General features: G+C 38.4%; 30 protein-coding genes and 1 other annotated feature. Of the genes, 20 read left to right on the top strand and 10 right to left on the bottom strand.

Features of this window, described 5'->3' with window-relative positions; genetic code table 11:
- Positions 1-42: 42 nt before the first annotated feature.
- Positions 43-855 carry a Cof-type HAD-IIB family hydrolase gene (locus ACFS5O_RS16760; RefSeq protein WP_205725930.1) on the bottom strand — a complete coding sequence of 271 codons (813 nt, stop codon included), beginning with the start codon at positions 853-855 and terminating at the stop codon, positions 43-45.
- 141 nt (positions 856-996) lie between these two features.
- On the opposite strand from ACFS5O_RS16760, the gene ACFS5O_RS16755 reads away from it, so the two are divergent.
- Complete coding sequence (locus ACFS5O_RS16755; protein WP_205725931.1) at positions 997-1,773, top strand: alpha/beta fold hydrolase; 777 nt, start codon at positions 997-999, stop codon at positions 1,771-1,773.
- A gap of 3 nt (positions 1,774-1,776) precedes the next feature.
- Here ACFS5O_RS16755 and ACFS5O_RS16750 read toward each other — a convergent pair whose 3' ends face one another.
- Positions 1,777-1,968 carry a hypothetical protein gene (locus ACFS5O_RS16750; protein WP_153238689.1) on the bottom strand — a complete coding sequence of 64 codons (192 nt, stop codon included), beginning with the start codon at positions 1,966-1,968 and terminating at the stop codon, positions 1,777-1,779.
- Positions 1,969-2,070: 102 nt separating this feature from the next.
- Here ACFS5O_RS16750 and ACFS5O_RS16745 point away from each other — a divergent pair, with 102 nt between their 5' ends.
- From ACFS5O_RS16745 to moaD, 4 genes are read left to right on the top strand one after another with little or no spacing between them, the layout of a single operon-like run.
- Positions 2,071-3,390, top strand: a complete 1,320-nt coding sequence (locus ACFS5O_RS16745) for a molybdopterin molybdotransferase MoeA (RefSeq protein WP_318300196.1) — start codon at positions 2,071-2,073, stop codon at positions 3,388-3,390.
- Positions 3,324-3,872, top strand: a complete 549-nt coding sequence (mobB, locus tag ACFS5O_RS16740; RefSeq protein WP_205725932.1) for a molybdopterin-guanine dinucleotide biosynthesis protein B — start codon at positions 3,324-3,326, stop codon at positions 3,870-3,872. Before ACFS5O_RS16745 ends, mobB begins: the two co-directional genes overlap by 67 nt.
- Positions 3,869-4,330, top strand: coding sequence for a molybdenum cofactor biosynthesis protein MoaE (locus tag ACFS5O_RS16735; RefSeq protein ID WP_205725933.1), 462 nt, complete (start codon positions 3,869-3,871; stop codon positions 4,328-4,330). Before mobB ends, ACFS5O_RS16735 begins: the two co-directional genes overlap by 4 nt.
- The gene (gene moaD / locus ACFS5O_RS16730) at positions 4,330-4,569 is read left to right on the top strand and encodes a molybdopterin converting factor subunit 1 (protein ID WP_205727249.1); all 240 of its coding nucleotides are present in this window, start codon (positions 4,330-4,332) and stop codon (positions 4,567-4,569) included. The genes ACFS5O_RS16735 and moaD overlap by 1 nt, the downstream gene beginning before the upstream one ends.
- Positions 4,570-4,776: 207 nt before the next feature.
- On the opposite strand, the gene ACFS5O_RS16725 is transcribed toward moaD, so the two are convergent.
- Positions 4,777-5,070, bottom strand: coding sequence for an HNH endonuclease (locus tag ACFS5O_RS16725; RefSeq protein WP_205725934.1), 294 nt, complete (start codon positions 5,068-5,070; stop codon positions 4,777-4,779).
- A gap of 96 nt (positions 5,071-5,166) precedes the next feature.
- Between ACFS5O_RS16725 and ACFS5O_RS16720 the strand changes: the two genes are divergently transcribed.
- Both ACFS5O_RS16720 and ACFS5O_RS16715 read left to right on the top strand, forming a co-directional pair.
- Positions 5,167-5,490: a hypothetical protein gene (locus tag ACFS5O_RS16720; protein ID WP_205725935.1), complete on the top strand. Its 324-nt coding sequence runs from the start codon at positions 5,167-5,169 to the stop codon at positions 5,488-5,490.
- Between the two features lie 89 nt (positions 5,491-5,579).
- A complete protein-coding gene (locus ACFS5O_RS16715) occupies positions 5,580-5,759 on the top strand; it encodes a YjzC family protein (protein ID WP_066393073.1) in 180 nt (59 codons plus the stop codon).
- 38 nt (positions 5,760-5,797) lie between these two features.
- Here ACFS5O_RS16715 and ACFS5O_RS16710 read toward each other — a convergent pair whose 3' ends face one another.
- Positions 5,798-5,977 (bottom strand): YjzD family protein, encoded by a 180-nt coding sequence (locus tag ACFS5O_RS16710; RefSeq protein WP_066393075.1) that lies wholly within the window; start codon positions 5,975-5,977, stop codon positions 5,798-5,800.
- Positions 5,978-6,372: 395 nt separating this feature from the next.
- On the opposite strand from ACFS5O_RS16710, the gene ACFS5O_RS16705 reads away from it, so the two are divergent.
- The 3 genes from ACFS5O_RS16705 to ACFS5O_RS16695 all read left to right on the top strand — a co-directional run bounded on the left by ACFS5O_RS16705 (position 6,373) and on the right by ACFS5O_RS16695 (position 8,655).
- The gene (locus ACFS5O_RS16705; protein ID WP_205725936.1) at positions 6,373-7,110 is read left to right on the top strand and encodes an alpha/beta hydrolase; all 738 of its coding nucleotides are present in this window, start codon (positions 6,373-6,375) and stop codon (positions 7,108-7,110) included.
- A gap of 114 nt (positions 7,111-7,224) precedes the next feature.
- Positions 7,225-8,136, top strand: coding sequence for an NAD-dependent epimerase/dehydratase family protein (locus tag ACFS5O_RS16700; protein WP_205725937.1), 912 nt, complete (start codon positions 7,225-7,227; stop codon positions 8,134-8,136).
- Between the two features lie 342 nt (positions 8,137-8,478).
- Positions 8,479-8,655, top strand: a complete 177-nt coding sequence (locus ACFS5O_RS16695) for a ComZ family protein (RefSeq protein ID WP_144701156.1) — start codon at positions 8,479-8,481, stop codon at positions 8,653-8,655.
- 42 nt (positions 8,656-8,697) lie between these two features.
- On the opposite strand, the gene ACFS5O_RS16690 is transcribed toward ACFS5O_RS16695, so the two are convergent.
- Positions 8,698-8,997, bottom strand: coding sequence for a YppG family protein (locus ACFS5O_RS16690; RefSeq protein ID WP_205725938.1), 300 nt, complete (start codon positions 8,995-8,997; stop codon positions 8,698-8,700).
- Positions 8,998-9,259: 262 nt separating this feature from the next.
- On the opposite strand from ACFS5O_RS16690, the gene ACFS5O_RS16685 reads away from it, so the two are divergent.
- From ACFS5O_RS16685 to ACFS5O_RS16675, 3 genes are all read left to right on the top strand, one after another.
- Positions 9,260-10,192, top strand: coding sequence for a beta-ketoacyl-ACP synthase III (locus ACFS5O_RS16685; protein ID WP_205725939.1), 933 nt, complete (start codon positions 9,260-9,262; stop codon positions 10,190-10,192).
- 44 nt (positions 10,193-10,236) lie between these two features.
- A complete protein-coding gene (gene fabF / locus ACFS5O_RS16680; protein WP_205725940.1) occupies positions 10,237-11,475 on the top strand; it encodes a beta-ketoacyl-ACP synthase II in 1,239 nt (412 codons plus the stop codon).
- A gap of 137 nt (positions 11,476-11,612) precedes the next feature.
- Complete coding sequence (locus ACFS5O_RS16675) at positions 11,613-12,359, top strand: YjbA family protein (protein WP_066393092.1); 747 nt, start codon at positions 11,613-11,615, stop codon at positions 12,357-12,359.
- Between the two features lie 401 nt (positions 12,360-12,760).
- Here the strand turns inward: ACFS5O_RS16675 and trpS are convergent, their stop codons facing one another.
- Together trpS and ACFS5O_RS16665 are read right to left on the bottom strand one after the other, a co-directional pair.
- Positions 12,761-13,750 (bottom strand): tryptophan--tRNA ligase, encoded by a 990-nt coding sequence (trpS, locus tag ACFS5O_RS16670; protein WP_205725941.1) that lies wholly within the window; start codon positions 13,748-13,750, stop codon positions 12,761-12,763.
- Between the two features lie 58 nt (positions 13,751-13,808).
- Positions 13,809-14,059: a binding site (T-box leader), on the bottom strand.
- A 26-nt stretch (positions 14,060-14,085) separates the two neighbouring features.
- Complete coding sequence (locus ACFS5O_RS16665) at positions 14,086-14,457, bottom strand: DUF3899 domain-containing protein (protein WP_205725942.1); 372 nt, start codon at positions 14,455-14,457, stop codon at positions 14,086-14,088.
- Positions 14,458-14,888: 431 nt separating this feature from the next.
- On the opposite strand from ACFS5O_RS16665, the gene ACFS5O_RS16660 reads away from it, so the two are divergent.
- The 6 genes from ACFS5O_RS16660 to ACFS5O_RS16635 all read left to right on the top strand — a co-directional run bounded on the left by ACFS5O_RS16660 (position 14,889) and on the right by ACFS5O_RS16635 (position 21,777).
- Positions 14,889-16,574: a peptide ABC transporter substrate-binding protein gene (locus tag ACFS5O_RS16660; protein ID WP_205725944.1), complete on the top strand. Its 1,686-nt coding sequence runs from the start codon at positions 14,889-14,891 to the stop codon at positions 16,572-16,574.
- Positions 16,575-16,809: 235 nt separating this feature from the next.
- On the top strand, positions 16,810-17,739 hold the full coding sequence (gene opp3b / locus ACFS5O_RS16655; protein ID WP_205725945.1) for an oligopeptide ABC transporter permease: 930 nt from the start codon (positions 16,810-16,812) through the stop codon (positions 17,737-17,739).
- Entirely contained in the window at positions 17,739-18,761 is a 1,023-nt protein-coding gene (gene opp3C / locus ACFS5O_RS16650; RefSeq protein WP_205725947.1) for an oligopeptide ABC transporter permease, read from the top strand. The genes opp3b and opp3C overlap by 1 nt, the downstream gene beginning before the upstream one ends.
- 16 nt (positions 18,762-18,777) lie before the next feature.
- Positions 18,778-19,797 carry an ABC transporter ATP-binding protein gene (locus tag ACFS5O_RS16645; protein WP_205725948.1) on the top strand — a complete coding sequence of 340 codons (1,020 nt, stop codon included), beginning with the start codon at positions 18,778-18,780 and terminating at the stop codon, positions 19,795-19,797.
- Positions 19,797-20,795 (top strand): ABC transporter ATP-binding protein, encoded by a 999-nt coding sequence (locus tag ACFS5O_RS16640; protein ID WP_144701136.1) that lies wholly within the window; start codon positions 19,797-19,799, stop codon positions 20,793-20,795. The genes ACFS5O_RS16645 and ACFS5O_RS16640 overlap by 1 nt, the downstream gene beginning before the upstream one ends.
- Before the next feature lie 130 nt (positions 20,796-20,925).
- Positions 20,926-21,777: a DegV family protein gene (locus tag ACFS5O_RS16635; protein WP_205725949.1), complete on the top strand. Its 852-nt coding sequence runs from the start codon at positions 20,926-20,928 to the stop codon at positions 21,775-21,777.
- A 42-nt stretch (positions 21,778-21,819) separates the two neighbouring features.
- On the opposite strand, the gene ACFS5O_RS16630 is transcribed toward ACFS5O_RS16635, so the two are convergent.
- The 3 genes from ACFS5O_RS16630 to ACFS5O_RS16620 form a co-directional block, all read right to left on the bottom strand.
- A complete protein-coding gene (locus ACFS5O_RS16630) occupies positions 21,820-22,359 on the bottom strand; it encodes an HD domain-containing protein (RefSeq protein WP_205725950.1) in 540 nt (179 codons plus the stop codon).
- Positions 22,360-22,496: 137 nt separating this feature from the next.
- Positions 22,497-24,257, bottom strand: a complete 1,761-nt coding sequence (locus ACFS5O_RS16625) for a UbiD family decarboxylase (protein ID WP_205725952.1) — start codon at positions 24,255-24,257, stop codon at positions 22,497-22,499.
- Between the two features lie 95 nt (positions 24,258-24,352).
- A complete protein-coding gene (locus ACFS5O_RS16620; RefSeq protein ID WP_066393124.1) occupies positions 24,353-24,532 on the bottom strand; it encodes a hypothetical protein in 180 nt (59 codons plus the stop codon).
- A 130-nt stretch (positions 24,533-24,662) separates the two neighbouring features.
- On the opposite strand from ACFS5O_RS16620, the gene ACFS5O_RS16615 reads away from it, so the two are divergent.
- Positions 24,663-25,277, top strand: a complete 615-nt coding sequence (locus ACFS5O_RS16615) for a GNAT family N-acetyltransferase (protein WP_205725953.1) — start codon at positions 24,663-24,665, stop codon at positions 25,275-25,277.
- The last annotated feature ends 17 nt before the right edge of the window (positions 25,278-25,294 follow it).

The following is a 25,294-nucleotide window of genomic DNA, read 5'->3' as shown; positions in this document are numbered from 1 at the left end:
AAAGATCTCCTGCTGACACTCAGCTGAAGATCTTTATTAAGACTAAACAAGTTTTAAAATATTTTTCAAGTAATGAGCAATACCTTCTTCTTCATTTGTAAGGGTCACATAATTTGCACGTGCTTTAAGCTCATCAATAGCATTTCCCATCGCAACACCATGACCGGCATATTCAATCATTTCAAAGTCGTTGTCTTCATCTCCAAAAGCTACAATCCGTTCTTGTGGAATATTGTAGTATTCAGCAATTTTATTAAGTCCAGAAGCTTTGCTGATACCTGAACGAATAACTTCAATGATATTCCATGGAGCTGCCCAAACTCTCTGATCCACAACTTCAGCATGTTCTTTTTGAAGCATCGCTCTTAACTCAGCAATATGATGGTCTTCTGGATGAACTAAAATAGCCGTTGGATCGTCTTTTAAGGTTTTATGAAGATCACCAATCTGAAGAGGGTTTTCATTCATGATGAAAGTATTAACGATAACTTCATCAGGCTTTTTTAAATACACATCATCAAGAACCTCAACCATGATATTCTTGACTTTAAAGTTCTCACACGCTGAAATGATTCGTTTTGCAACGTCCAGTTCAAGTGGAGAATGGTGTATACCGAAATTTGCATCGTGTGGATGATGAACAAAAGCTCCGTTAAAATTCACAATCGGAGTGTTGAGTTCTAACTCCTCATAATACATGTTTGATGATCGAAAAGGACGACCTGTTGAAATACAAACATGATGGCCAAGATCGATCAGTTGAAAAAGTAAATCTTTTGTTTTTCTGGGTATTTTCTTCTCATCATTTAATAAAGTTCCATCAAGATCTAATGCAATTAAGTAAGGTTGTGTCACAAAAGTACCTGCCTTTTTTAGGATGCTTATTTAAAGTGTATTATTTTACTTACAAAAAGTCTATTCCTACAGGGCGTCTTTCATGAAAAAGAAACATGTATCATGATAAGATGGAAAAAAAGAGAAAGAGGAGATACACACATGGTTTCAATACAAAAAGGAACGATCGGCGATATTCCTTTCTTACTTGCAGAAAAAAAAGAGAATGCTGGAAAACCATTGCCCCTATTTATTTTCATACACGGCTACACAAGTGCTAAAGAACACAATTTACATTTTGCATACTCACTCGCTGAAAAAGATTTTCGAGTGATCTTACCTGATGCTTTACATCATGGTGAGCGAATCGTTGCAAATCCTCCTAAATCCATGGAATATGATTTCTGGAATATCGTTCAACAAGGCATTCAAGATGTGAACCTTATTATGGATTGGGCAAAAGAGAATGAATTTGTTCTAGAGAATCAAGTTGCTGTCGGTGGAACTTCAATGGGTGCTATTATCACTTACGGTTCACTCGTCAACAATCCAAAAATAATAGCAGGATGTGCACTCATGGGAACTCCAGCACACGAAAAATTTGCAAGATGGCAGATCGACAGAATTCAAAAGGCGGGTTATGAAATCCCTCTCACTGTGGAAGAGCTTGAGAATGCTATCTCTTCTACGAAAGATTACGATCTTACACGTAACCTTGATAAACTAAACAACCGTCCATTGTTCATCTGGCATAGTGAGGTTGATGCGGTCATTCCTTATGAGTTTGCAAAACCTTACGTGCAAACATTAACTGAGAAAAATAGTGCGTCTGTGTATATGAACGACAAAACGTCTGGTCACAAAGTGTCACGTGCTGCGTATTTAAACGCAGTTGAGTGGGTCGCACAACAATTAAAATCAAAAAAAGAAACGGTGTAAGGATTACCCCGTTTCTTCTAGTTTAAGCCTATATGTTCTTTTGGGCTGATACATATGATCGATTTCGTCAATTTGCTTTTGTAGAGAATGCATGATGCGTAGGGACCAAACTCCCTGTTCGTTAAATTCTTCTGGGATGTCGGTAATGGTTACTTTATAGCCAGAACGGTGGTAATATTCATAAGAAACCTTCATTCGATCAACATCCTTTCCATAATTTAAAAAAATAATATCAAAAATGCTTATAAAAGTAAACTGAAAAGTGTTTATATTCTGATAATTAAAGGAGTGGGAAGATTGGTAGTTACAAAACGTACACCACTACCTGTTGCTGAGGCAGTATATAAAATCATGGATCATACGAGGCTTTGGGGAACTGAAAAAATTTCAATCAACGAATGTGATAACCGGATTCTAGCAGAGGATCTGACTGCTACCCATGATGTTCCTCCTTTTGATCGTTCTCCTTATGATGGTTTCGCAATTCGTTCAGAGGATACCAAACATGCTTCACTCGATCATCCAATTATATTAAATGTAGTTGAAACAATAGGTGCAGGACAAGTAGCTGAGCAAGAAGTAAAAAGCGGAACGGCCGTTCGAATTATGACAGGTGCTAAAATTCCCGAGAGTGCTGATGCAGTTATCATGTTAGAACTAGTAAAAGAGCGGGTGACAGATAACAAAAACCAAATCATAATAAAGCGGTCTGTTAAAAAAGATGAAAACATTTCTTTTCAAGGTGAAGACACTAAAGAAGGCACACCATTAGTAAAAGCAGGAACTAAAATTACCCCAGGCATCGTGGCCATTCTTGCAACCTTTGGCTATCACAGAATTTCCGTGTACAAACAACCAGTCGTCGGAATCCTTTCAACAGGCACAGAACTTCTTGATGTAAATGAAGAATTGCAACCAGGAAAAATAAGAAATAGCAATGCATACATGTGTGCAGCTCAAGTAAGGGCGATGGGCGCAAAAGTAAAACTCTATCAACATCGTGAAGACAACTTTGATTCTTTGTACAAAAATATAAAGGAAGCACTACATGAAATAGATGTTTTGATCACGACTGGGGGAGTATCTGTTGGAGATTACGATTTCCTACCAGAGATATACAAAAAACTAGGTGCAGAAGTTCTTTTTAATAAGGTTGCCATGCGTCCAGGGAGTGTAACGACCGTTGCGATTTACGAAGATAAATGGCTCTTTGGTCTTTCCGGAAACCCGTCTGCATGCTTTGTAGGTGCTGAACTTTTTGTAAGGCCAGTTATTTTAAAAGGAATGAGTGTGTTAAAACCACACTGCAAGGTTACAAAAGCAATACTTTCAAAAGATTTTCCAAAACCAAATCCATTTACACGATTTGTTAGGGCTATTCTATCTGAAGATACTGATGGAAACGTTGTAACTCCTGCGGGGCTCGATAAGTCCAGTTCTGTTTCTTCTTTAATCGAAGCAAACTGTCTGATCGTATTGCCGGGAGGTACGAGGGGTTGGGAAACAGGTAGTGAAGTCGGCGTAATCACATGGCATGGGGAAGGGAGCGAATGGCCGTGGGATCACCCGTTATTCTCCAAGTCGTCGGCTATCAAAACAGTGGAAAAACAACGCTAATCAGAAAAATATTAAAAGAGTTAGCAAGTCGGCACATACAGGCAGGAGTCATCAAACATCATGGGCATGGAGATCGCGTAGATCAAAATGATTCTGGCAAAGATACAGAGCAACATCGAAGTGCTGGTGCTTATATAACATGTGTTACATCATCGAAGAACGCCATATTATCCATGAATTCGGAACTACCATTGTATAAAGCCATCGCCCTATATGAAACACTTGAAATGGATTGTATTCTAATAGAAGGATATAAAAATATTCAGTTTCCTCGAGTCGTCCTTTTGCGAAACGAGATGGAAGATAGAGAAATTCTGATGAATTCTCATGATGTCATTGCATCTATCCATTCTGATAAACCTAACAGAGTCAATTTTCAGGAATCGAAAAGCCCCCATTTCATGAGGGACGATGAAGAAGGATGGAAGGACTTTTTAATCACTCATATCACTCGTGAACATGGAAAGGAGAGGGAATTATGAAGAAGTATAAGATAACAACAGAACCAATAAACAATCAAGACGTTATTGATTCTGTCGTCCATCAAAATGCAGGAGCAATTTCCGTATTCATCGGTACGGTTAGAGAAATGACAGGACAAAAACAAACGAAGTTTCTTCATTATGAAGCATACGTTCCGATGGCCGAAAAACAACTTGAACGAATTGGAATGGAGATTCAAGAAAAATGGCCGAGTGCGATCACTGCGATTTCCCATCGAATCGGAACGCTGCAAATATCCGATATCGCAGTTGCGATCGCAGTTTCCACTCCTCATCGTCAAGATGCCTTTGAAGCAAGTCGATATGCGATTGAGCGCATCAAGGAGATCGTACCCATCTGGAAAAAAGAGCATTACACGGATGGAGAAGAATGGATAGGAAATCAACAAGGGACAAAAACCTATCCTGCTGGACATCCCGAGGAAGTAGTGAAATGATGATAAACATTTTATTGTTTGCAAATTTAGCACAGCAGGCCGAAACAGAAAAAGTTTCGATAGAAGTAAATTCTGCACTTAGCGTAAAAGAAGTAAGAACCTTGTTGCAACAGAAAGTTGGAAAATTAACTGGAATCGAAAATGCCCTACTTGCTGTAAATGAGGAGTATGTAGAGTTAACGGGTCAAGTGAAGGATGGCGATACCGTTGCTTTTATTCCACCTGTTAGTGGAGGTTAACAATTTGCAGATCGTTAAAAAACCTTTCAAAGCACATCCGATTAGAAGGAACCTGTCCGTTATTACTCTGCAGGTTCCTTTGTGTTTTGTTTAAAACAATGAAGACAGAAATTTTGATTATTGACGATATGACCCTGAAAAAAACCGTCGATACAATATAGATTTACACCACAAATCGCACAGGTCCCCACCAATTCCTTCATGTTCTTATCTCCTTCGTTTTAAACGGTTTGACTTTTTCATACGAGGTAGCGTTGAGGCTGGTTGTTTACGTAACCATTTTAAGAATTTTTTTAGTTCCGGAGCATCTCTTAACTTCTCAATCGAATCGTACAGTGATGCCAATTCGGAATTAGTATACAAAAAATGAATCTGTTTATGACAGGGAATACAAAGATTTGCTGTTTCAAAAAATCTGCCGCCTTCTTCTTTAGGAATTAAATGATGAACAGTTAATTCTACGGGTTCCCTTCTACACAATTCACATGTACCTTTCTCCACGGTATTATCATTCCCTTCAAGGTAGAATATCTGTCTATAGATAAATGTACCAACTTCTTTTTCTTTGAATAGGATGTGGTAGAAGGAGGGGGTAATATGTATCCACAACCATATCCATATGGAGCATCGCAAAATTTTGGTGGACAATCGGCAGGAATGGGTCGGTCTTCATTTAAAAAAATGTATAAAACATGTTTAAAAAACAGAAACCAGCATGTGCAATTAATGTTGATGGATGGTGCAACCTATACAGGATTTATTGAATATGTTGATCAGCAAAACGTATATTTTGCAATACCTTATGTAGAAGAATCTCAAGAAAATCGAAACTCAGAAGCGCAATATGATGTAAGAGGGTATCAGATCTATCGATGTATGTTTCCGCTTCAAGCTGTGGCAGGGGTAAACGGGGCATTTTAAGGGAAATTTTGATGGAATCCTTCTTTTTTTAGCAAGAGTTATCAATGAGAGCGCGGGTAACCTATAAAAGAAAGGAGGTACATCAACATATGGGGCAGCATAAACAATTTAAACATGGTCAGAAAGCACCAAATAACGGGATGTATGTAGAAATCGGTGAAACAGGAAGTATGGTAAATGATCCGCAACAGATTCATTTATCAGCCGGAGATCGATTTCCAGAAACAACGAATCATAACAGAGTTTGGACATATAAACGAAAGCCATAGCAAAAATAAAAACCCGGCATACAAACCGGGTTTTTATTTTATATCTCTTCGCTTTTTGCTGGCAATAATTCACCAAGAATAGAAATTATGACTGTAAACACTACTCCAAAAATACAAGCTTTTACGAAATCGAATGTTCCGCCTTGCATTGAAACGAGCACATAAAAAATCATATTGCTTAATAATAAAGACCAGATTAACGTCCAAATATAACGCATGCCACATTCACCTCTTTATGTAAACGAATTCTTTACCCTTCTGTATAGTAACAAAAGTTGAGATAAAGGGAAAGATTCTTTACGTAAATAATCGCCCATAAAGCGATAAATGTTAAAAATTTTCATAAATTGTTCAAGCTTAACAGGATAGGGGATCTATTGCGAAGAAAATGGTACTTACATAATACAGGTTTAAATGGAGGGATCTTTTAATATGGAAGAAAAGTTGGAAGAATTGAAAGCGTTGGAAGAACAGGAAGAGGCGAATTTAACGGTGGAAGGAAAACAAACGTTATAACAACTGAAAAAAGAACTAAATTCTTAGGCAGATAACTTTAGCTAATTTGTTTCCCCTGCATACATTAGTTAAGAAAAGCGAATTCGAGGGGAGAAATGTGAGTATAGACAAACGCACTTTCCAAATAGACAATCAATGGAATATCATTCACCTACCAAAGCAACCGAATGGTTTTGCCGTTATGATCATCGGTGATTGCAGTCATTATGTTGATGAGCATACGAGTCTTTGGAAACAAAACACTGAACGTGCAAACCTCATCCAATCCCTCAAAAATCAAGGATATACCATCTTTTATTCTAATCTATACGGAAGACATTGGGGCAGTCCGAAAGCAGTCGTCTTAGCCAAAAGACTATACCACTATGTGATGAAGCATGAAATTTTAAATCCGAATATACATTTGATCGCAGAGGGTATGGGATCACTTGTTGCACTACGGCTCATGGAGGATATGGAAAAAAATATTCGCTCAGCCTTATTTATTAATCCTTGCATTGACTTGCAGCACCATTTTAATCACGAAAGACAGAACCGTTTATTTTTCAAACGATTGATCAGAGAAATCATATCCGCTTACAATACTGAAGAAGATATTGAGTACTTAATGAATAATCTGCCATCAACAGAACAACTAAAAGCGACTACACCCGTTCAAATCTGGCATGCTGCTCGTGGTGTTGCATTTAATTTTAAAGATCACTCTAGACCTTATGAAAAGAGAAGACAAGAAATAGCGGCACCGATCTCTCTGTCTATTCATGTACCTGAAGCTACGTTTAATCCGGCTAGGGCCTTTCAAGAATATTTTAAGAAACATGAAAAAGTGTTATAGAAACCTCATTACGTGATTTGTGTGATGGGGTTTTTGTGTGCAAAAAAAGTATCGTATTCTAATGGGTAACACCATAGGATAGTAAGAGGAGAAAAATGGACTGGAGGCTCTTACATGAAAAAGGCATTTGTAACAGGAGCGGCAGGGTTTATCGGTTACCATTTGTGCAGCCGTTTGTTGGATGAAGAAGTGGACGTCGTCGGCATAGATATGGCAGAATCTCCAGACCGGATTGATTTCATTGCTCGTCATGCCGGATTTAAATATCTTCCATATGATATAAATGAAACGGATCTTGAACCTCATACAAACGGATGCGATGTTATTTTCCACCTCGCTTGTTCAGTCAAGCCAACAGCACCATGGGCTAATATAGAAGATGAAGTACAGCGTAACGTATCTGTTCTAAAAAAAGTTGCCTCTTTAGCTAACAGTGAAACAAAATTGATCTATGTATCTTCCTATGATGTATATGGTAAAAGACAAGGAGATGTGTTGGAAACTTCACCAAAAAATCCGGAATCGCTTTTTGGTCTTATAAAACTAACAGAAGAGAATATCGTGAAACAATTGGCTGAACAGCATGATTTTCCATTCGTTATCATGCGACTGCCTACAGTTTATGGGCCAGGTCAGCCTGAACATCATACGTACCAACAAGTGATTTCAATAGAACACCAAGACCAAAAAAGAAATGATTCAATTTCCAAGGATTCTGTTACGGAAGATGTTCTTTTTGTTGATGACGCCGCCGAAGCTTTATTTCTGGCAGGTAAATCGGCTGCAAAAAATGAAATCTATAACATTTCTAGCGGCAACCAGAACCAATGGCTTGAAGGATTAACAGAATTAAAAGCCGATCAATTAACATTCAAAGAAAAAAGAAAGATGCGGATTAAAGGTGAGAAAGCGGAGACTGAACTCGGGTTTCGTGCTAAGACCAAAATAAAAGAAGGTATCATGAAACAAATAATGCACTTTAGGAATAGAAATAAAAAATCAAAGCCGAATTCTAAAGAGATATAACAATTGAAAGTGATCCTGGAGATTTCTGGGGTCACTCTTTATTTGTATTGCAGTGGGCTAACATGAGGGTATAGATGAGGTTATCTTTGTCGTTGTATGTCGACTCGTCGATAAGCGAGGAAAACTCGGTGAATGATCGTAAAAACTCGTCAATATAAATTCGAAATTTCTCTAATTCCACCTAGAATTTTTCAAATTATTCATACTCATACCCTAGCCAGTATGTTGGAATCCAATAGCTAGATTGAAAATTAATCATAAAACGTTTATCCATCTCACATTTTTCTTTATAATAGGTAAGGGTTAATAACTCTGTACATATAGTAAGGGAGGATTATAAAGATGGATACAGAACGCAACATGAAATTTATGCAGATTGCGATGTCACATCTTCCTGAAGCACAAGCTTTTTTAGAGAAAAAAGGAATTGAGCTTGGGATGGAAGATGTTCAGCCGATGCTTCAGCTTTTAATGAACGTCATGAATGATGCTTACGAACTTGGAAAAGAAGAAAAATAAGAAGTAAACAAAGAAAAGCCAACCAGCTCAGGTTGGCTTTTTTTACTTCTTCTTAAACGCAGAAAAGATAGGGGTGATCTGTTGTGCGACTTTTACAGATTGGTCGATAACAGAAAAAATTTTATTGTAATCTAAAGAGCCTTCCTGCGTTCGAAAAGAATGTAGAAATGGTCGAGGCATCGGTTGATGAAACGGTGCCGGCATACCTCGGAATCCAGGGCCACCGAAATGTTGTGGTGGTGGAAAACCTTGCTGCATGTGCTGTTGGTTTTGGCCCATTGGAAAACGTCCAGGAAACTGCGGAGGATACATCGGTTGCTGTCTAGCTTGAGGATTATGCATGTTGAACCACTCCTAATATCAATTTCGCTAAACTTACATTTTTCTTCCATACAGGATATGCCCTATGGCTTATATTGGTGAAAGAAAAGAACTTTAACTAGACAAAATAAAAGAGATATCATAAAATTAGTACCAGGTCATAATATTTGATTATAAAATTAATTTTCAATTGTTTCGTAAATTCTTATTTCAAATTACTCGTCTCAGTGTGATCGAGTAACAAACTTTATTTAAAAATAAACGTAACCAAAGGGGTAATGTTATGAATGCAGGAATCATAGGGATGGGAAGCTATATCCCTGAAAAAATTCTAGCGAACTCCGACCTTGAAAAAATGGTTGATACAAGTGACGAGTGGATTCGAACTCGTACGGGAATCGTAGAACGCAGAATTGCAGAAGAATCAATGAAAACGTCTCATATGGCTAGATATGCTGCGGAAGAGGCAATAAAAGATGCAGGCATCTCTGCAGAGGAAATTGACCTTATCATTGTTGCAACTGTTACACCAGACAATCCATTTCCATCAGTCGCGTGTCAATTACAAGAATCTTTAGGTGCAAAGAACGCTGTAGGTATGGATGTAAGTGCTGCGTGTGCAGGGTTTATTTATGGTTTGGTCGTTGGAAAGCAGTTCATTGAAACAGGAACGTATAAGAATGTTCTAGTCGTTGGTGCTGAAAAGCTATCTAAGATAACAGATTGGAAAGATCGTAATACAGCTGTGCTTTTTGGAGACGGAGCTGGAGCGGCTATACTTTCTAATGTTAGTGAAGGTAGAGGGATTCTTTCGTTTGAACTTGGTTCAGACGGAACAGGCGCTAAACATTTGTATCAAAATGAATTCATCCATATGAACGGTAGAGAAGTTTTCAAATTTGCCGTGCGTCAGATGGGTGAATCTTCACTTAATGTGGTTCATAAAGCAGGGTTGTCTAAGGAAGATGTGGATTTCTTAATTCCGCATCAAGCGAATATTAGAATCATGGAAGCTTCTCGAGAACGGTTAGAGCTGCCAAAAGAAAAAATGGTCATGACGATCGACAAATTTGGTAATACCTCATCAGCTTCCATACCGATGGCATTAAAAGAAGCATTGAAAGATGGTAGAATACAAGAAGATCATACAATCGTACTTGTTGGATTTGGTGGAGGGTTAACATGGGGTGCTGTTGCACTTCGTTGGGGCCGATAAACATCAATTAAAGCAAATGTGTACAAAGGAGAGTTGGTTTTACAATGAAAAAAAGAGTAGTCGTAACTGGTCTAGGAGCCGTAACTCCTCTTGGAAACAGTGTAGAAGAAACATGGAAAAAAATTGTTGAAGGTCAAAGTGGTGTAGGACCACTCACAAGAAGAGATAAAGAGAAATTTCCTGTTAAAGTTGCTGCGGAAGCAACAGAATTTAATCCGGAAGATTTTATGGATAAAAGAGAAGCACGTCGTATGGATCGCTTCACGCAATTTGCGGTTGCCGCATCCATTATGGCTGTTAAAGATGCAAACTTAGATATCACGGAAGAAATTGCACCTCGCGTAGGGGTATGGATTGGTTCTGGAATCGGTGGTATGGATACTCATGAAGAACAATTCCGTATTTTTGAAGCAAAGGGTGTAAGACGTGTTAGCCCATTCTTCGTTCCGATGATGATTCCGGATATGGCATCTGGCCAGGTCTCGATCACGATTGGTGCGAAAGGTATGAACTCATGTACCGTGACAGCTTGTGCATCTGGTGCAAACTCAATCGGAGATGCATTCAAAGTGATTCAGCGCGGAGATGCAGATGTAATGGTTACAGGTGGAACAGAAGCACCGATCACAGACATGGCATTAGCAGGATTCTGCCAAGCAGGAGCCCTTTCGACTAATCCAGATCCAAAAACAGCTAGCCGTCCGTTTGATAAGGATAGAACAGGCTTTATCATCGGTGAAGGAGCTGGAATTCTAGTTCTAGAAGAATACGAATTTGCAAAAAAACGCGGAGCTAAGATTTACGCAGAGATCGTAGGTTACGGAGCAACAGGTGATGCGTATCATATCACTCAGCCTGCACCAGGCGGAGAAGGCGGAGCACGTGCGATGAGACAAGCTGTTGAAGATAGCGGTCTAGCTCCAGAAGAAATCTCTTACATTAACGCCCATGGAACTAGTACGGATTACAACGATAAGTTTGAAACAGCTGCGATTAAAGCTGTGTTTAACGAGCATGCTTATAAGATTCCGGTCAGCTCTACAAAATCAATGACAGGTCACTTGTTAGGTGCTGCTGGTGGAATCGAAGCCATCTTCTCAGTAAAAGCAATTCAAGAGAGTATTCTTCCTCCAACGATCAACTATGAAACACCTGATGAAGAGTGTGATCTCGACTATGTTCCGAATACAGCAAGAAAAGCAGAAGTGAAAGCTGTGCTTAGTAACTCACTAGGGTTCGGTGGACATAATGCATCGTTAGTGTTTAAAAAAATCGAAGAATAAGTCACGATCAAACCCCGTTTTCTTATGAAAGCGGGGTTTTGCATACTTCGAGTTAATTACCTTTATTTAGAATAAAAAAGACAACCTCTGACTATACTGATTTTAAATACAAATCGGCAAAAAAGTGAGGGGTACAGATGTTATATTTACGTGATGTTTGGGTCAACTGGTTTGAAGGAGAAGAGAACGGCTATAACGTTTGTGAGTTTCATGAATGGAGAAAAGACGATTATATTGAACTATTGGATCAGGTGCCAATTATTAAGATTGAATCTACACTTTTTCATTACATCGAAAATGATTTAAATGATCTGCCGGATTCTCTCCTTGAAGAGGTGCACCAGAAAGCTTATGTCAGAAAGAACAACCAACGGGTACAACTCGAACATTGTTTTATTATTACGGATGAAAAGAAATCTCTCATCATAGATACGATGGGTTATAGAATACCAATCCGCAAGAGCAGACTAATACCAAGACAAGAACAGCTCGTATTTGAGATGGCAGAACAGACGGAGACAAAAGTATATACGTTCAGTGAAAAACAGTTAAGTAAGGAATATCATATCCTCTCCCCAAATCCAGACAGCATGAGAGGGTTGACTCGCAAAGAGAGACAGCTGAAGCAACTTTTATTTATGGCCCTAGATCAGCTTCATTCAACGAAAAACGTTGCTGAGATGAGATACTGGTGTACTGAATGGATGCCAGAGCAATACGGAAGAATTCAGAGGATGGATTTTGACGAAGCATGGGACGCGTTATACTGTGAGTTGAAAAGCGGTTGGTCGAAACAACATATGGATATGTGTGAACGGTTAGTAAAAGGACAACCGTATTTTGAAAAGATCTGGGAGCTTGAGAACGGAACGCAAGTGAACTAAAAGCACTTAAATAAGCTGGCTCTCCAAAACGGAGAGCCAGCTTATTGCGGTTAAGGATGAGGGTCCTCAGATGGAAGAAAACAATATCCTCAAGAGTTGGATATAAGTCGCTGGAAACAAGGGATTCCCGAAGTTTATGAGCGATTCTCAAGGTTTATGAGCGATTCTCAAGGTTTATGAGCGATTCTCGAGGTTTATGAGCGATTCTCGAGGTTTATGAGCGATTCTCGAAGTTTATGAGCGATTCTCGAGGTTTATGAGCGATTCCATACGACCCTCTGCAATAAACAGTCTGAAATAAATAAGCCAGTGGAGAAGTGCAATGATTTTCTCCACTGGCTTATTGTTATTGACTGCTCCGTAGTCTATATAATTCTGTGAAAACTGCTCAGAATCAGTTATTAAATTCTTTTACGAGCTAATCCCATTGCACGCTCTGCTTTATTTAACGTCTTATTCGCTACAAAGTTAGCTTTTTCAGCACCACGATCAAGAATGTCATCTAACTCAGTTGATGCTAAATATTCGTGATAACGTTCTTGGATAGGTTTGAGAGCATTAATAACAGCTTCAGCCACACCTTGCTTGAAGTCTCCATACCCTTTACCTTCGTATTTCTCGACAAGTGAAGAGATACTTTCACCAGAAAGTTGAGAATAGATCGTCAACAAGTTTGAAATGCCTGGCTTATTTTCTTTGTCGTAAGCAACTACGCCTTCTGAATCGGTAGTAGCACGCTTAATTTTCTTTAAGATAACAGATTCATCATCAAGCATAGAGATAAATGAATTTTGATTCGGATCCGATTTACTCATCTTTTTCTCAGGATCCACGAGTGACATGATTCTGGCACCCTCAGTAGCAATGCGTGGCTCTGGAATCACAAAGATTTCGCGATATTTCTTATTAAAACGTTCAGCGATGTCTCGAGTTAGCTCTAGATGCTGTTTTTGATCATCTCCTACAGGAACGATACTCGTGTTATAAAGTAGAATATCTGCTGCCATAAGAGGGGGATAGGTTAGTAATCCAGCTGATACAGCTTCTTTACCTGAAGATTTATCTTTAAACTGTGTCATGCGTTCTAATTCCCCGATATAAGATACACATTGCATCATCCATCCCATCTTCGTGTGAGCAGGAACTTCAGATTGAATGAATATTGTCGATTTTTCAGGATCGATTCCTGCTGCTAAGTATAGTGCAGCTAGGTTTCGGCTGTTTCTTTTTAATTCAACGGGATCTTGAGCTACTGTAATGGCATGTTGGTTAACCACACAGAAATAGCACTCATGTTCATGTTGAAGTTCAACAAAATGCCTCATCGCTCCAATGTAGTTGCCGATTGTTAAATTTCCGCTCGGCTGAATGCCTGAGAAGATTACAGACATGGTTCATCTCTCCTTTGTTTTTAAAAATCAATATAAAAAGGCCCACTCGTCGCCTCATGCAAGGGACGAATGGACCGCGGTGCCACCCTTATAATTTTCAAACTTACAGAAAATCACTTTAACACGTACAGAAAAAATCCGATACGCCGTCCATTATATCGTGCGGACATCTACACGTCTGAGCCTACTATAAAGGGTTCGGTCAGAATGCTCAAAAGCCCATTCCATAATGGTTCACTACCTGTTCTCACCAACCACAGGCTCTCTGAAAGCTTCACATCATGTACTCTTCTTTCTCATCGCATATAACTTTTATTTTTTGTAGTATACACAAATTACAAAAGATATGCAACGGCTATCGTTATAAAGGATAAAAGTAAGCCACTGAACAGAAACGACTTCATATAAGAGACGTTAACTCGCTCTGATATTTGAAAGTTAGTCTTAAATGAAACAACATCATCGATCTCTGGATGTCTAGATAAGGTTCGAGCCACTTTTTTAAAGCTATACGTAATAAAATCAAAAAATCCGCCTTTTGCTACATACAAAGCTATGCCAATAAGCGCAATCGACAATGAAAAATAAAATAATGTATTTACGTATTTTTCAAGGGTAAAAGGTCCGGAAGATATCAAACTAATGCCAAATGCTATTACGATAGGGAACGCTGATATAATCAGGATTCTCTTAAAAAGTATGTTCATCAATAGAAGCCTCCATCTAGTAAGAATTACACCATAAACATAAAAAAATGTACCATATTTTTTGGGTTATACCGTCAGACTTTACTCCCATTGTAACAAATGAAATATAAAAGTGACGAATTATCTTACAAAATAAAGCATCTTCTACGTTCACGAAAAATCGAGAATGTAATATTCATGCTAGTTTACACATATTTTTGGTAAAATTTGTAGAATTATCAGAAAATAAACCCTTATCACCAATAGGTATTTATACCTATTTTTTGTTAAGAGAAAGTAAATATAATGGGCTTTTTGTAAAACTCTTAAAAAAAATAAATGCACAATTGTTTGAAAACTTGTATAATCGAACTTGTAGATGAAAATGTCTGATAATTCTTGATGCTTTTATCTGCTAACAATTTAACAGGATAAAAAGGGGAGGTCGACTCATGAAGAAGTCAAAATGGTCTTTGCTTCTTACATTAGTACTTGTACTAAGCATGTTCTTAGCTGCATGTAGTGGTGGAGACAAAGACAACACAAGCGATTCTAAAGGTGGCGAAGGCGAGAAAGCAACTGAAAAGCCAAATGAGCCACAAGTACTTAATCTTGTTGATTCATCTGAAATTCCTTCAATGGATTCTTCACAAGCAACAGACGCTGTTTCATTCGAAGTAATGAACAACGTATTCGAAGGACTATACCGTCTTGATAAAGACAACCAACCAACTGAAGGTGTAGCTGCTAGTCACACAGTTAGTGAAGACGGAACAGTATACACGTTTAAATTAAACCCAGACGCTAAATGGAGCGATGGTTCTCAAGTAGTTGCGAAAGATTTCGTTTACGCTTGGCAAAAAGCATTACACCCAGATACACTTTCTGAGTATGCTTACATCATGGGACCTGTAAAGAACGCTAACGCGATCCAAACTGATGGAGACCCATTATACGGTAAAGTTGACCAATTAGGTGTTAAAGCAGTTGACGACACTACTCTAGAAGTAACTCTTGAAGCTCCAGCTCCTTATTTCTTAGGACTAACTGGATTTGCAACGTTCTACCCACAAAAAGAAGAATATGTTAAGAAACAAGGCGACAAGTTCTCTCTTGAAGCTGACACAATGATCTACAACGGACCTTTCGTTCTTTCTGAGTGGAAGCATAACGAAGGATGGCAGTATAAGAAAAACGATCAATATTGGGACAAAGACACAGTAAAGCTTGACGAAATTAACGTAAAAATTGTTAAAGACGTAGCTACTGGTGTTAACTTATATGAGACAGGTCAAGTAGATTCAGTTGGATTAAACTCTGAGTTTGTTGATCAGTTCGAAGGTAACGAAGATATTACAAAGCGTGGAGAAGCAACAGTATTCTTCCTTCGTATCAACCAAAAGAAAGAAGAACTTAAAAACGTAAACATCCGTAAGGCAATCGATATGGCTTACGATAAAAAATCATTAGTTGATGTACTACTTAACAACGGATCTACTCCAGCATACTACCTAGTTCCTGGTGAGTTCACGTTCAGCCCTGAAGGAAATGAAGATTTCCGTAAAACAAACGGAGACTTCGGAAAATTCGATCCTAAAGAAGCGAAAAAGCTTTGGGAAAAAGGACTTGAAGAAATCGGGAAGAAAGAAGTTTCAATTGAATTCTTAAACTACGATTCTGACGGTGCTAAGAAAGATGGAGAATACATTAAGAACCAATTAGAAAAGAACCTTCCTGGTTTGAAAGTTTCAATCAAAGCTCAACCGTTTAAGCAAAAACTTGAGTTAGAGTCTAACGGAGAATATGATATTTCTTATGCTGGTTGGGGTCCTGACTATCAAGATCCAATGACTTTCATCGACATGTTCGTAACTGATGGAGCTCACAACCAAATGAACTACTCAAACCCTAAGTATGATGAGTTAGTAAACAATGCGAAAAAAGAAACTGACGTTAACAAGCGTTGGGAAATGATGCTTGAAGCTGAAAAAGTATTATTTGAAGATCAAGCAATTTCACCAATCTACCAAAGAGGCTTGACTGGCCTTCGTAAACCTTATGTTAAAGGCACAGTTAACCACTTATTCGGTGCAGATACTTCTTACAAGTGGATGTACATCGAAGGTAAACAAAAATAATTCTATTGAAAAATAGTAAATAGTTTTTCTCAGGAGAGTACATGTGTTCCTGACATGTACTCTCTTTTTTGCCATGAAAAAGGCAAATGGAAGAATTAACAAATAGCAAAAGAAATCAGAAAATGTCGAAAAAAGAATATTTTCTATTGATATAAAATATTTTGTCCCTTAAGATAGATATTACAGAAAGATTTCAAAATATTAAGGCTTGAAACATTTGGGGGAGGTGTTTGTAATGTTGCGTTATATTACACAGCGGATCTTATACATGCTTTTAACTTTGCTGGTCATTGCAACGATTACATTCTTTTTAATGAAGTTGTTACCTGGTTCTCCATTTAACAACCAAGATAAGTTAACAGAGACACAAAGGTATGCGTTAAATGAAAAATACGGGTTAAATGACCCGGTGCCTGTTCAATACATCAACTATATAACCAAATTGGCACAGGGTGATTTAGGATATACGTTTCAGTTTGATGGACGTACCGTCAATTCATTAATTGTCAATGGTATGGGACCATCAGCTACTGTGGGGTTTGAGGCACTTTTATTCGGTACGATAGTCGGATTGCTTTTAGGTATCTTGGCAGCGTTAAGACATAACACTTTTCTTGATTATGGTGCTATGGTCATAGCTGTGTTCGGGATAGCCATTCCATCTTTCGTATTTGCAGGTCTATTGCAATATTACATTGGTGTTAAGCTCGAATGGCTTCCAGTTGCGTTCTGGAATGGTCCAGAATATCACATCTTGCCTGCATTCTCTTTATCCGTAGGAGTTATAGCTACAGTAGCTCGTTTTATGAGAACTGAAATGCTTGAAATTTTAGGAACAGATTATATTCTAATGGCTCGATCAAAAGGAGTTAGTAAATCTTCAGTAATCTTCAAGCACTCTGTAAGAAATAGCTTAATACCGATTGTTACTATCCTTGGACCAATGGCTATTGGACTGATTACGGGTTCTTTAGTTATCGAAAATATTTTCGCGATTCCTGGAATTGGTGAGCAATTTGTAAAAGCGATACAGGTAAATGACTATCCAGTAATAATGGGTACAACAATTTTCTATAGTTTCTTAATCGTAGCGATTATCTTAATCGTAGATATTTTATACGGAATTATTGATCCACGTATTCGTGTAGCAGGAGGTAAATCATAATGAGCATGTCAGAACGCAAACTAACACCTGATTTATTCCGCCCAGCGAATCTTGATTCGAATAAAGCAGAAGAAATTTCTAAACCAAGCTTAAGTTTTTGGCAAGATGCCTTTAGACGTCTTAAACAAAACAAAGGGGCAATGCTGGGACTATTCGCTATCGTGTTTATTATCATTTTTTCTTTAATTGCACCAACACTTACTAAGTATGGTATTGATGATCAAGAACTAATGAGATCTAATCTACCACCTAAAGTTCCTGGTCTTGAGAAAATTGAATTTCTGGGAGTTAACGGTGTAGACATTCGTGGAGTTAATCAATATGAAATGAAGAGTGTGCCTAAAGACCAATACTTCTGGTTTGGAACTGACAACCTAGGACGAGACCAATGGACTCGAGTTTGGAAGGGTACTCAAATTTCTTTATATATCGCTTTTCTAGCTTCAGCTATCGAGTTGATCATAGGTGTTGCATACGGTGGAATCTCAGCATTCTACGGTGGAAGAACAGATGATGTGATGCAGCGTATCGTAGAAATTTTATATGGTATTCCTAACTTGGTGGTAATCATCTTGTTTATCATCATACTTGATCCTGGAATACTCTCAATAACACTCGCGCTTGTAATTACAGGGTGGATAGGTATGTCACGTATCGTTCGTGCGCAGATTATCTCATTAAAGAATCGTGAGTTCGTATTAGCATCCAGAACGCTTGGATCAACAAACGGAAGATTGATTTCCAAGCATCTTTTACCTAATACACTAGGTGCAATTATCGTAACAAGTACGTTTACTATTCCTGGGGCAATATTTTTTGAATCATTCTTAAGTTTTATCGGTTTAGGAATTCAGCCTCCAGTAGCATCATTAGGTTCGTTGATTGCGGATGGGTTTAGATCCATTAGAATCTATCCTCACTTAGCTATTTATCCTGCTTCAGTATTATGTATACTGATGATCAGCTTTAACCTTCTTGGTGATGGTCTTCGCGACGCGCTTGATCCTAAAATGAGAAGATAGGAAGGGGATTATATAAATGGAAAAACTATTAGAGCTAGATAACATACATGTCTCCTTCCAGACGTATGGGGGAGAAGTTAAGGCTGTTCGTGGCGTTAGCTTTACATTAGATAAAGGTGAATCACTTGCCATCGTTGGTGAATCTGGTTCAGGTAAATCTGTAACTTCAAAATCAATCATGAGACTTTTGCCAAATAAAATCGGCTCCATCAAGCAAGGATCGATTAAGTTTCAAGGTAAAGATCTTGCAAAAGCATCTGAGCGTGATATGGAAAAAATTCGTGGTGCTGAAATCTCAATGATTTTCCAAGATCCAATGACATCTCTCAACCCGACGATGACAATCGGGAAACAGATCATGGAAGGTCTTCGTAAGCACCAAAACATGAGCAAGAGTGAAGCAAAAGAACGTGCGGTTAACTTATTAAAACTTGTTGGTATTCCGAACCCAGAGCTTCGTGTGGATGAATACCCTCACCAATTCTCAGGTGGTATGCGTCAGCGTGTAGTTATTGCGATTGCACTTTCATGTAATCCAAAAGTACTAATTGCGGATGAACCTACAACAGCATTAGATGTTACCATCCAAGCACAGATTCTTGACTTGATGCGCGATTTACAAGATAAGACAGGAACGGCGATTATCTTGATTACACATGACCTTGGTGTTGTAGCTAACTTAGCTCAACGTGTGGCTGTTATGTATGGTGGTATGATCGTTGAAACTGGGACGGTTGATGAAATCTTTTATAAGCCAAAACACCCGTACACTTGGGGACTATTGGCTTCAATGCCTAAATTAAATGCAGAATCAAAAGAACTTTTAGCGATTCCGGGAACACCGCCTGATCTTATGAATCCTCCAAAAGGATGTCCGTTTGCAGCGCGTTGTCCATATGCGATGGAAGTTTGTTTGGAGAATATGCCTGAAGCTACAGATGTATCTTCTTCTCACAAAGCAGCTTGCTGGTTATTAGATGAGCGGGCGCCAAAAGTTGAACCGCCGGAAGAGGCATTAGTTGGGGGTGCTCGATAATGGCAGTAGTAGAAAGAGAAAAATTATTAGAAGTAAAGAATCTTAAAAAGTATTTCCCAGCTGGAAAAAAGGGCGTACTAAAAGCTGTAGATGATGTTTCCTTTGATATCTATAAAGGAGAAACACTTGGGCTTGTAGGTGAGTCAGGTTGCGGTAAATCTACAACTGGACGTACAATTATTCGTTTATATGATGCTACTGAGGGTGAAGTTCTTTACGAGGGCGATGATGTTCACGATAAAAAGTCTCGTTCTGAGTTAAAGAAATTTAACCGCAAAATGCAAATGATCTTCCAAGATCCATACGCTTCTCTTAATCCGCGTATGACGGTTAAGGATATCATTGCTGAAGGTATCGATATCCACGGATTGGCGAAAACAAAGAAAGACCGTGAAAATCGTGTTTACGAACTACTTGAAACAGTAGGTTTAAATAAAGAGCACGCAAACCGTTACCCGCATGAATTCTCAGGTGGACAGCGTCAGCGTATTGGGATTGCTCGTGCACTAGCAGTAGATCCAGACTTTATCATTGCAGATGAGCCAATTTCAGCGCTAGATGTATCCATTCAAGCGCAAGTTGTTAACTTGATGATGGAACTTCAAAAAGAGCGCGGACTTACTTACCTATTTATTGCCCATGATCTATCTATGGTTAAACATATTTCTGATCGTGTAGGTGTAATGTACCTAGGTAACATCGTAGAGCTTACAACAAGTGATGAGCTTTATGAAGAGCCGCTTCACCCTTATACGCAAGCTCTTTTATCAGCGATCCCGGTTCCAGATCCTGAACTTGAAAGAAGCCGTGAACGTATCATCTTAGAGGGAGATGTTCCGAGTCCGATCAATCCTCCAAGTGGCTGCCGTTTCCGTACACGTTGCCCACACGCGATGGATGTGTGTGCAGCTGTTAAGCCTAAATGGCAAGAAGCTAGAGAAGGTCATTGGGTAGCCTGTCACCTTTATGATGAAGAAGCAGTAAAGCAACAGAATTAACACATTTAAAACGATCTCCTATAATACAGGAGGTCGTTTTTATGTTAAACTATTAGAAGTGTGTAAAGCGTATACAATTCTTTATACATCCCTAATAATTGATCGAGAAGCAGAAATGGGGTAGAACAATATGAACCTTAGTTTTATAGTTGATAGCGCAAGTGACCTTAAAATAGATCTTGAGAAACTGGATTATTCTCTAACACTTGTACCATTAAATGTGCAATTTGGAGAAGATCATTATTTAGATGGTGTGAATATTACGGAAGATGAATTTTATAGACGTATGGGTCTGGAACCAGAACTGCCCAAAACAAGTCAGCCATCACCGCAGTCTTTTTATGAAGCGTTTCAAAAAGAAGTTGATAAAGGCCATGATGTCCTATACATCGGAATCTCATCAAATTTAAGTGGAACGGTTCAAAGTGCTACGATTGGAAAAAGCATGTTAAATGAAGAAGAACAGGAAAAAGTAATCATTCTTGATTCCGGCATCGCTTCAGGTGGTGTACAGATCTTATTAAATGAAGCGATTGAGATGGCACGTGAAGGTAAGGCGATCAATGAAATTGTGAATAGCTTAGAGAAGACGAAGTCGGGCATTAGAGCGTATGTACTGCTTGAAACGTTAGAGAACTTGAAAAAAGGTGGAAGAATATCTGCCGTACAAGGTGCTATTGCTGGTATGTTAAATATTAAACCCATGATTTCAATCATTGATGGAGTGGTTGAAACGATTGGTAAGTTTAGAGGAAGTAAGAAGGGTCTTTCGAAAATGAAAGAATATATCTCTGAATGGAGAGAAGAAAACCCTGAAAAGACACTTTACCTTATCCATAGTTTTCCTTCCACGGATGAAGTGATAAAAGAATTTGAAGAATTATTCGCACTATCTAGTTTTCCGAAAGTCATCTATACTCGTTTTGGAAGCACGATTGGAACGTATTCGAGTGAAAAAGCTATTGGGTTTGTAGCCTATTAAATCAAATCAATACAAAAATGTTAAAAACACTCTTTTCCTGCTTTAGGAAACAGAGTGTTTTACTTTTTCTTCTTCATGATATTCATCTACCATTTCATCTAATTTTTTGATCATGGTTTTAGCTTTTTTATCACTAATCGTACGGTAGTGGTGGCTTCCTCCTGGTTCTTCATCTGCTTCGTCAGCTAAAGCAACTACTTTTTGCAAGGGATTCAGGTTAAGTGAGCCAGCAGGTAGATAAGAATCGGTGTGAAGTAAAATGGCAAGAGCAATTTCTTTTGCATTTCTACGATCTTCACCTAAAGATACTAAAATTCGGTGTGCACGTTCTGCTCCTTTAATCGCGTGAATATCATTCTCTTTGTACATGTCATAGTCCCAATGGCCGTTCTTATACCAAGTATAGTGACCGATATCATGAAGAAAAGCAGCCTTCGTTGCTAAATCAGGATCTACACCATACTTTTGAGACAAACGATATGCATGATAAGCCGTTGAGATGGCATGAACCATTCCAGAGCGTTTTACATATTTTTGTACATGCGGATGATTATATAGATCGAGTAAGGTAATATTTCTCATGTGATTTCTCCCTTCTGTAAAAATGTATATTGTTATATACAATAACACCTATTGGACAATATATCAACAAAAATAAATCAAAAAAAGAAGCGAGAATTCGCTTCTTTTGAGATCTGATTTTGAAATTGGATTACTTTTTACTTTTTAAAGTACTCATTCCAACGATCTGTCACTAATCGATCTATATCTTCTCGAGTTTCAACAACATCTGGATAGAATGGCTTCATTCGTGCATCAATAATGATTGTTCCTTCATATTTAATGCGATTTCTGTCAATCGTACTCTTTGCGTATACATCATAGGCTGGATCGAATCGTGTAAAGGTTGTCCACAAAAATTCAGCCTGTGTTGCTGCAATGGATGCATCATCAACAAGGAAAACTAACGGCCAATCTTTGAAAGAATCGTGACCATTCTCAAGAAGTTTTTCTGCAAAGTCAGGTGCTTCTTCAAATGATGGTCCACTTACCGTTAAACAGCCACCACAAAATACGCCAACGTCATGAATGCCTGAAATAGTACCACCATCATAATTGCGTTTTAGTTCACGAACAGGTTCCCCGAGTCCGGTCATAATTGCTTTTGAACCTGTATTGAATTTACGCCCCGTATAATCAAGAGTATCCATAGAAGTATCATGGATAATCAAAAGGTCACGTTCAGGGAGAAATCGTTCTAGAACCCCTTCAGCAAGTTCAGCGAAATTTTGAAGATTTACAGGTTTATTCGTTACCATTAAGAACTTAGTGAGCGTCAGCTGTCCTTCGCCCATAATACGAAACGCGTGTGCCAAACCTTCTTTATAATATGATTCGCGAACAACAGCTCCTGCTAGCGCGTGAAAGCCTGTTTCTGCATACGTCCAAAGATCTCGTACACCGTTCATAACAACAGGGAAGAGGGGACTCATCAATCTTTGTAAATATTCTCCGATAAAATAATCTTCTTGCTTTGGTTTTCCGACTACTGTTGCAGGATAGATGGCATCTTTACGCTTCCACATCTTATCAACATTGAATACTGGGAAGTCATGTGCCCATGAATAATATCCATAATGGTCGCCAAATGGTCCTTCAGGTTCTCGAACATGCGGTGGAACGTTTCCTCCAAACGCGAACTCTGCTTCTGCGATTAAAGGATGAGGATGACCATCAACATGAGTAAGACTTAATTTTTCTCCCATTAACATAGAGGAAAACATCAGCTCAGGAACGGCTTCAGGAAGTGGAGCAATCGCTGAGATCATTAAGGATGGTGGTCCACCTAGAAACAGCGTCACAGGTAAGGGTTCATTCTTTTGTTCAGCGGCATAATGATGAAAGCCTCCACCTTTATGAATCTGCCAGTGAATCCCCGTTTTACTTTTTTCTTTGATCTCAATTCTGTACATCCCAAGGTTATGTTCATGTTTGTCTGGATGTTCTGTATATACGAGTGGCAGTGTTACGAATGGATTACTGTCTAAGTGCCAACCTGTTAATGCCGGTAGGTCCTGCATATTCACATTTGTCGTAAACGTTTCTAATAATGGTGCTTTATTTTTATTAACTGTTTTCGTACCGAGAGTTAATACATCCTTGATCATACCTTTTTTCTTCCATAATACAGACGGAGAGGGAGGCATTAACTCATCGATCGATCCTACGAGTTCTTTTACGAGTTGCTCGGGCTTCGGCCCGAAAGCCATATCTACACGCTTGATCGTTCCAAATAGATTTGTTACAACTGGAATATTCTTACCTTTAACATTTGTAAATAGAAGGGCTGGTCCTTCTTCAGAAATCACACGTCTATGGATTTCAGGAATTTCTAAATAAGGATCGACTTCTGTATGAATCTCTACAATTTCTTTTTCAGATCTTAACTGGTTGATAAACGTTCTAAGGTTTCTATGCATTTGTACACCTCTATTATGTATGCTACCCTTATATTATAAAGTAGTTCAGACTAGAAATGTAAAAAACAACCCAAAATTCACGGGTTGTTCGCATTTTATCTTCTTTTTACAGGACTCCAGTTTTCTTGAAAAGACTTCGATTTATCCACAAAATGAAAAACCTTTTTACCGCCGAACAATTTGACAGCGATGAATTGGGAGATGCTTCCCATCAGAGCTGTAATTCCAACCACACAAAGTGCCAGCAAAGTTAAATCGGTAAAGAATGAAATCAAATGAGGACTCCTCCTTTTCACAACGAGTTCAACACGAACTTCTTTCTTTATTGTATCTCATGATAACAAAGGAAGAAAGAGGGGAAACTATATATTATCACCAAATTTTTAAGGAGCTGATGGGGAAACCATGAACTGGTATGAGAAATTAAATCAATATTTTCCGATTGAAGAAATGAAATCTAAAGAGCACATGGAATTATTATTAGACGAAAAGAGTGACATCTATCATAAAGATGAAGGTCAACATCATGTATTGATGTATGTAGAACTCTCTGACTTTGTCTTTATTGATTATTTATTTGTGTCAAAAGATGCTAGAGGTCAGGGTCTCGGCCATAAACTGATCGAAAAGTTAAAAGCAAAAGGAAAACCGATCATCTTAGAAGTTGAGCCAGTCGATTATGAAGATACAGATACAGAAAAAAGGTTGCGTTTCTACACACGTGAAGGATTCGAACATGCATCAAGCATAGGATACAGAAGACGATCTCTTGCTACGAACGAAGTGAATGAGATGGAGATTCTTTACTGGTCACCAACAAAAGAATCGGAAGAAACTATTTATGAAAACATGAAAAAGACGTATAATGAAATACACACGTACAAAGATAGTGAATTGTACGGTAAGTCCTATCAGCCTGCAAGTGAAGTGTTAACTTTAGATACAGAGAATTCAGTACCTAAGCCTGAAGTCGTCGATGAAAAGTCAATAGATGCTTCAGGAAAACCTGTTTCAGAGTAATACGATTTTTCCTTTTT

Origin of the sequence: Fictibacillus nanhaiensis (assembly GCF_042686385.1) — a bacterium.
GTDB lineage: Bacteria > Bacillota > Bacilli > Bacillales > Fictibacillaceae > Fictibacillus > Fictibacillus nanhaiensis.
This window is presented reverse-complemented; position numbering and strand designations above follow the sequence as displayed.

Excerpts from the sequence above, each read along its gene's own strand:
- ACFS5O_RS16755 (WP_205725931.1), top strand. The coding sequence starts at position 997 with ATGGTTTCAATACAAAAAGGAACGATCGGCGATATTCCTTTCTTACTT.
- ACFS5O_RS16750 (WP_153238689.1), bottom strand. The coding sequence starts at position 1,968 with ATGAAGGTTTCTTATGAATATTACCACCGTTCTGGCTATAAAGTAACC.
- mobB (WP_205725932.1), top strand. The coding sequence starts at position 3,324 with ATGGCCGTGGGATCACCCGTTATTCTCCAAGTCGTCGGCTATCAAAAC.
- ACFS5O_RS16735 (WP_205725933.1), top strand. The coding sequence starts at position 3,869 with ATGAAGAAGTATAAGATAACAACAGAACCAATAAACAATCAAGACGTT.
- moaD (WP_205727249.1), top strand. The coding sequence starts at position 4,330 with ATGATAAACATTTTATTGTTTGCAAATTTAGCACAGCAGGCCGAAACA.
- ACFS5O_RS16720 (WP_205725935.1), top strand. The coding sequence starts at position 5,167 with ATGTATCCACAACCATATCCATATGGAGCATCGCAAAATTTTGGTGGA.
- ACFS5O_RS16715 (WP_066393073.1), top strand. The coding sequence starts at position 5,580 with ATGGGGCAGCATAAACAATTTAAACATGGTCAGAAAGCACCAAATAAC.
- ACFS5O_RS16710 (WP_066393075.1), bottom strand. The coding sequence starts at position 5,977 with ATGCGTTATATTTGGACGTTAATCTGGTCTTTATTATTAAGCAATATG.
- ACFS5O_RS16700 (WP_205725937.1), top strand. The coding sequence starts at position 7,225 with ATGAAAAAGGCATTTGTAACAGGAGCGGCAGGGTTTATCGGTTACCAT.
- ACFS5O_RS16695 (WP_144701156.1), top strand. The coding sequence starts at position 8,479 with ATGGATACAGAACGCAACATGAAATTTATGCAGATTGCGATGTCACAT.
- ACFS5O_RS16690 (WP_205725938.1), bottom strand. The coding sequence starts at position 8,997 with ATGCATAATCCTCAAGCTAGACAGCAACCGATGTATCCTCCGCAGTTT.
- ACFS5O_RS16685 (WP_205725939.1), top strand. The coding sequence starts at position 9,260 with ATGAATGCAGGAATCATAGGGATGGGAAGCTATATCCCTGAAAAAATT.
- fabF (WP_205725940.1), top strand. The coding sequence starts at position 10,237 with ATGAAAAAAAGAGTAGTCGTAACTGGTCTAGGAGCCGTAACTCCTCTT.
- ACFS5O_RS16675 (WP_066393092.1), top strand. The coding sequence starts at position 11,613 with ATGTTATATTTACGTGATGTTTGGGTCAACTGGTTTGAAGGAGAAGAG.
- trpS (WP_205725941.1), bottom strand. The coding sequence starts at position 13,750 with ATGTCTGTAATCTTCTCAGGCATTCAGCCGAGCGGAAATTTAACAATC.
- ACFS5O_RS16665 (WP_205725942.1), bottom strand. The coding sequence starts at position 14,457 with ATGAACATACTTTTTAAGAGAATCCTGATTATATCAGCGTTCCCTATC.
- ACFS5O_RS16660 (WP_205725944.1), top strand. The coding sequence starts at position 14,889 with ATGAAGAAGTCAAAATGGTCTTTGCTTCTTACATTAGTACTTGTACTA.
- opp3b (WP_205725945.1), top strand. The coding sequence starts at position 16,810 with ATGTTGCGTTATATTACACAGCGGATCTTATACATGCTTTTAACTTTG.
- opp3C (WP_205725947.1), top strand. The coding sequence starts at position 17,739 with ATGAGCATGTCAGAACGCAAACTAACACCTGATTTATTCCGCCCAGCG.
- ACFS5O_RS16645 (WP_205725948.1), top strand. The coding sequence starts at position 18,778 with ATGGAAAAACTATTAGAGCTAGATAACATACATGTCTCCTTCCAGACG.
- ACFS5O_RS16640 (WP_144701136.1), top strand. The coding sequence starts at position 19,797 with ATGGCAGTAGTAGAAAGAGAAAAATTATTAGAAGTAAAGAATCTTAAA.
- ACFS5O_RS16635 (WP_205725949.1), top strand. The coding sequence starts at position 20,926 with ATGAACCTTAGTTTTATAGTTGATAGCGCAAGTGACCTTAAAATAGAT.
- ACFS5O_RS16630 (WP_205725950.1), bottom strand. The coding sequence starts at position 22,359 with ATGAGAAATATTACCTTACTCGATCTATATAATCATCCGCATGTACAA.
- ACFS5O_RS16625 (WP_205725952.1), bottom strand. The coding sequence starts at position 24,257 with ATGCATAGAAACCTTAGAACGTTTATCAACCAGTTAAGATCTGAAAAA.
- ACFS5O_RS16615 (WP_205725953.1), top strand. The coding sequence starts at position 24,663 with ATGAACTGGTATGAGAAATTAAATCAATATTTTCCGATTGAAGAAATG.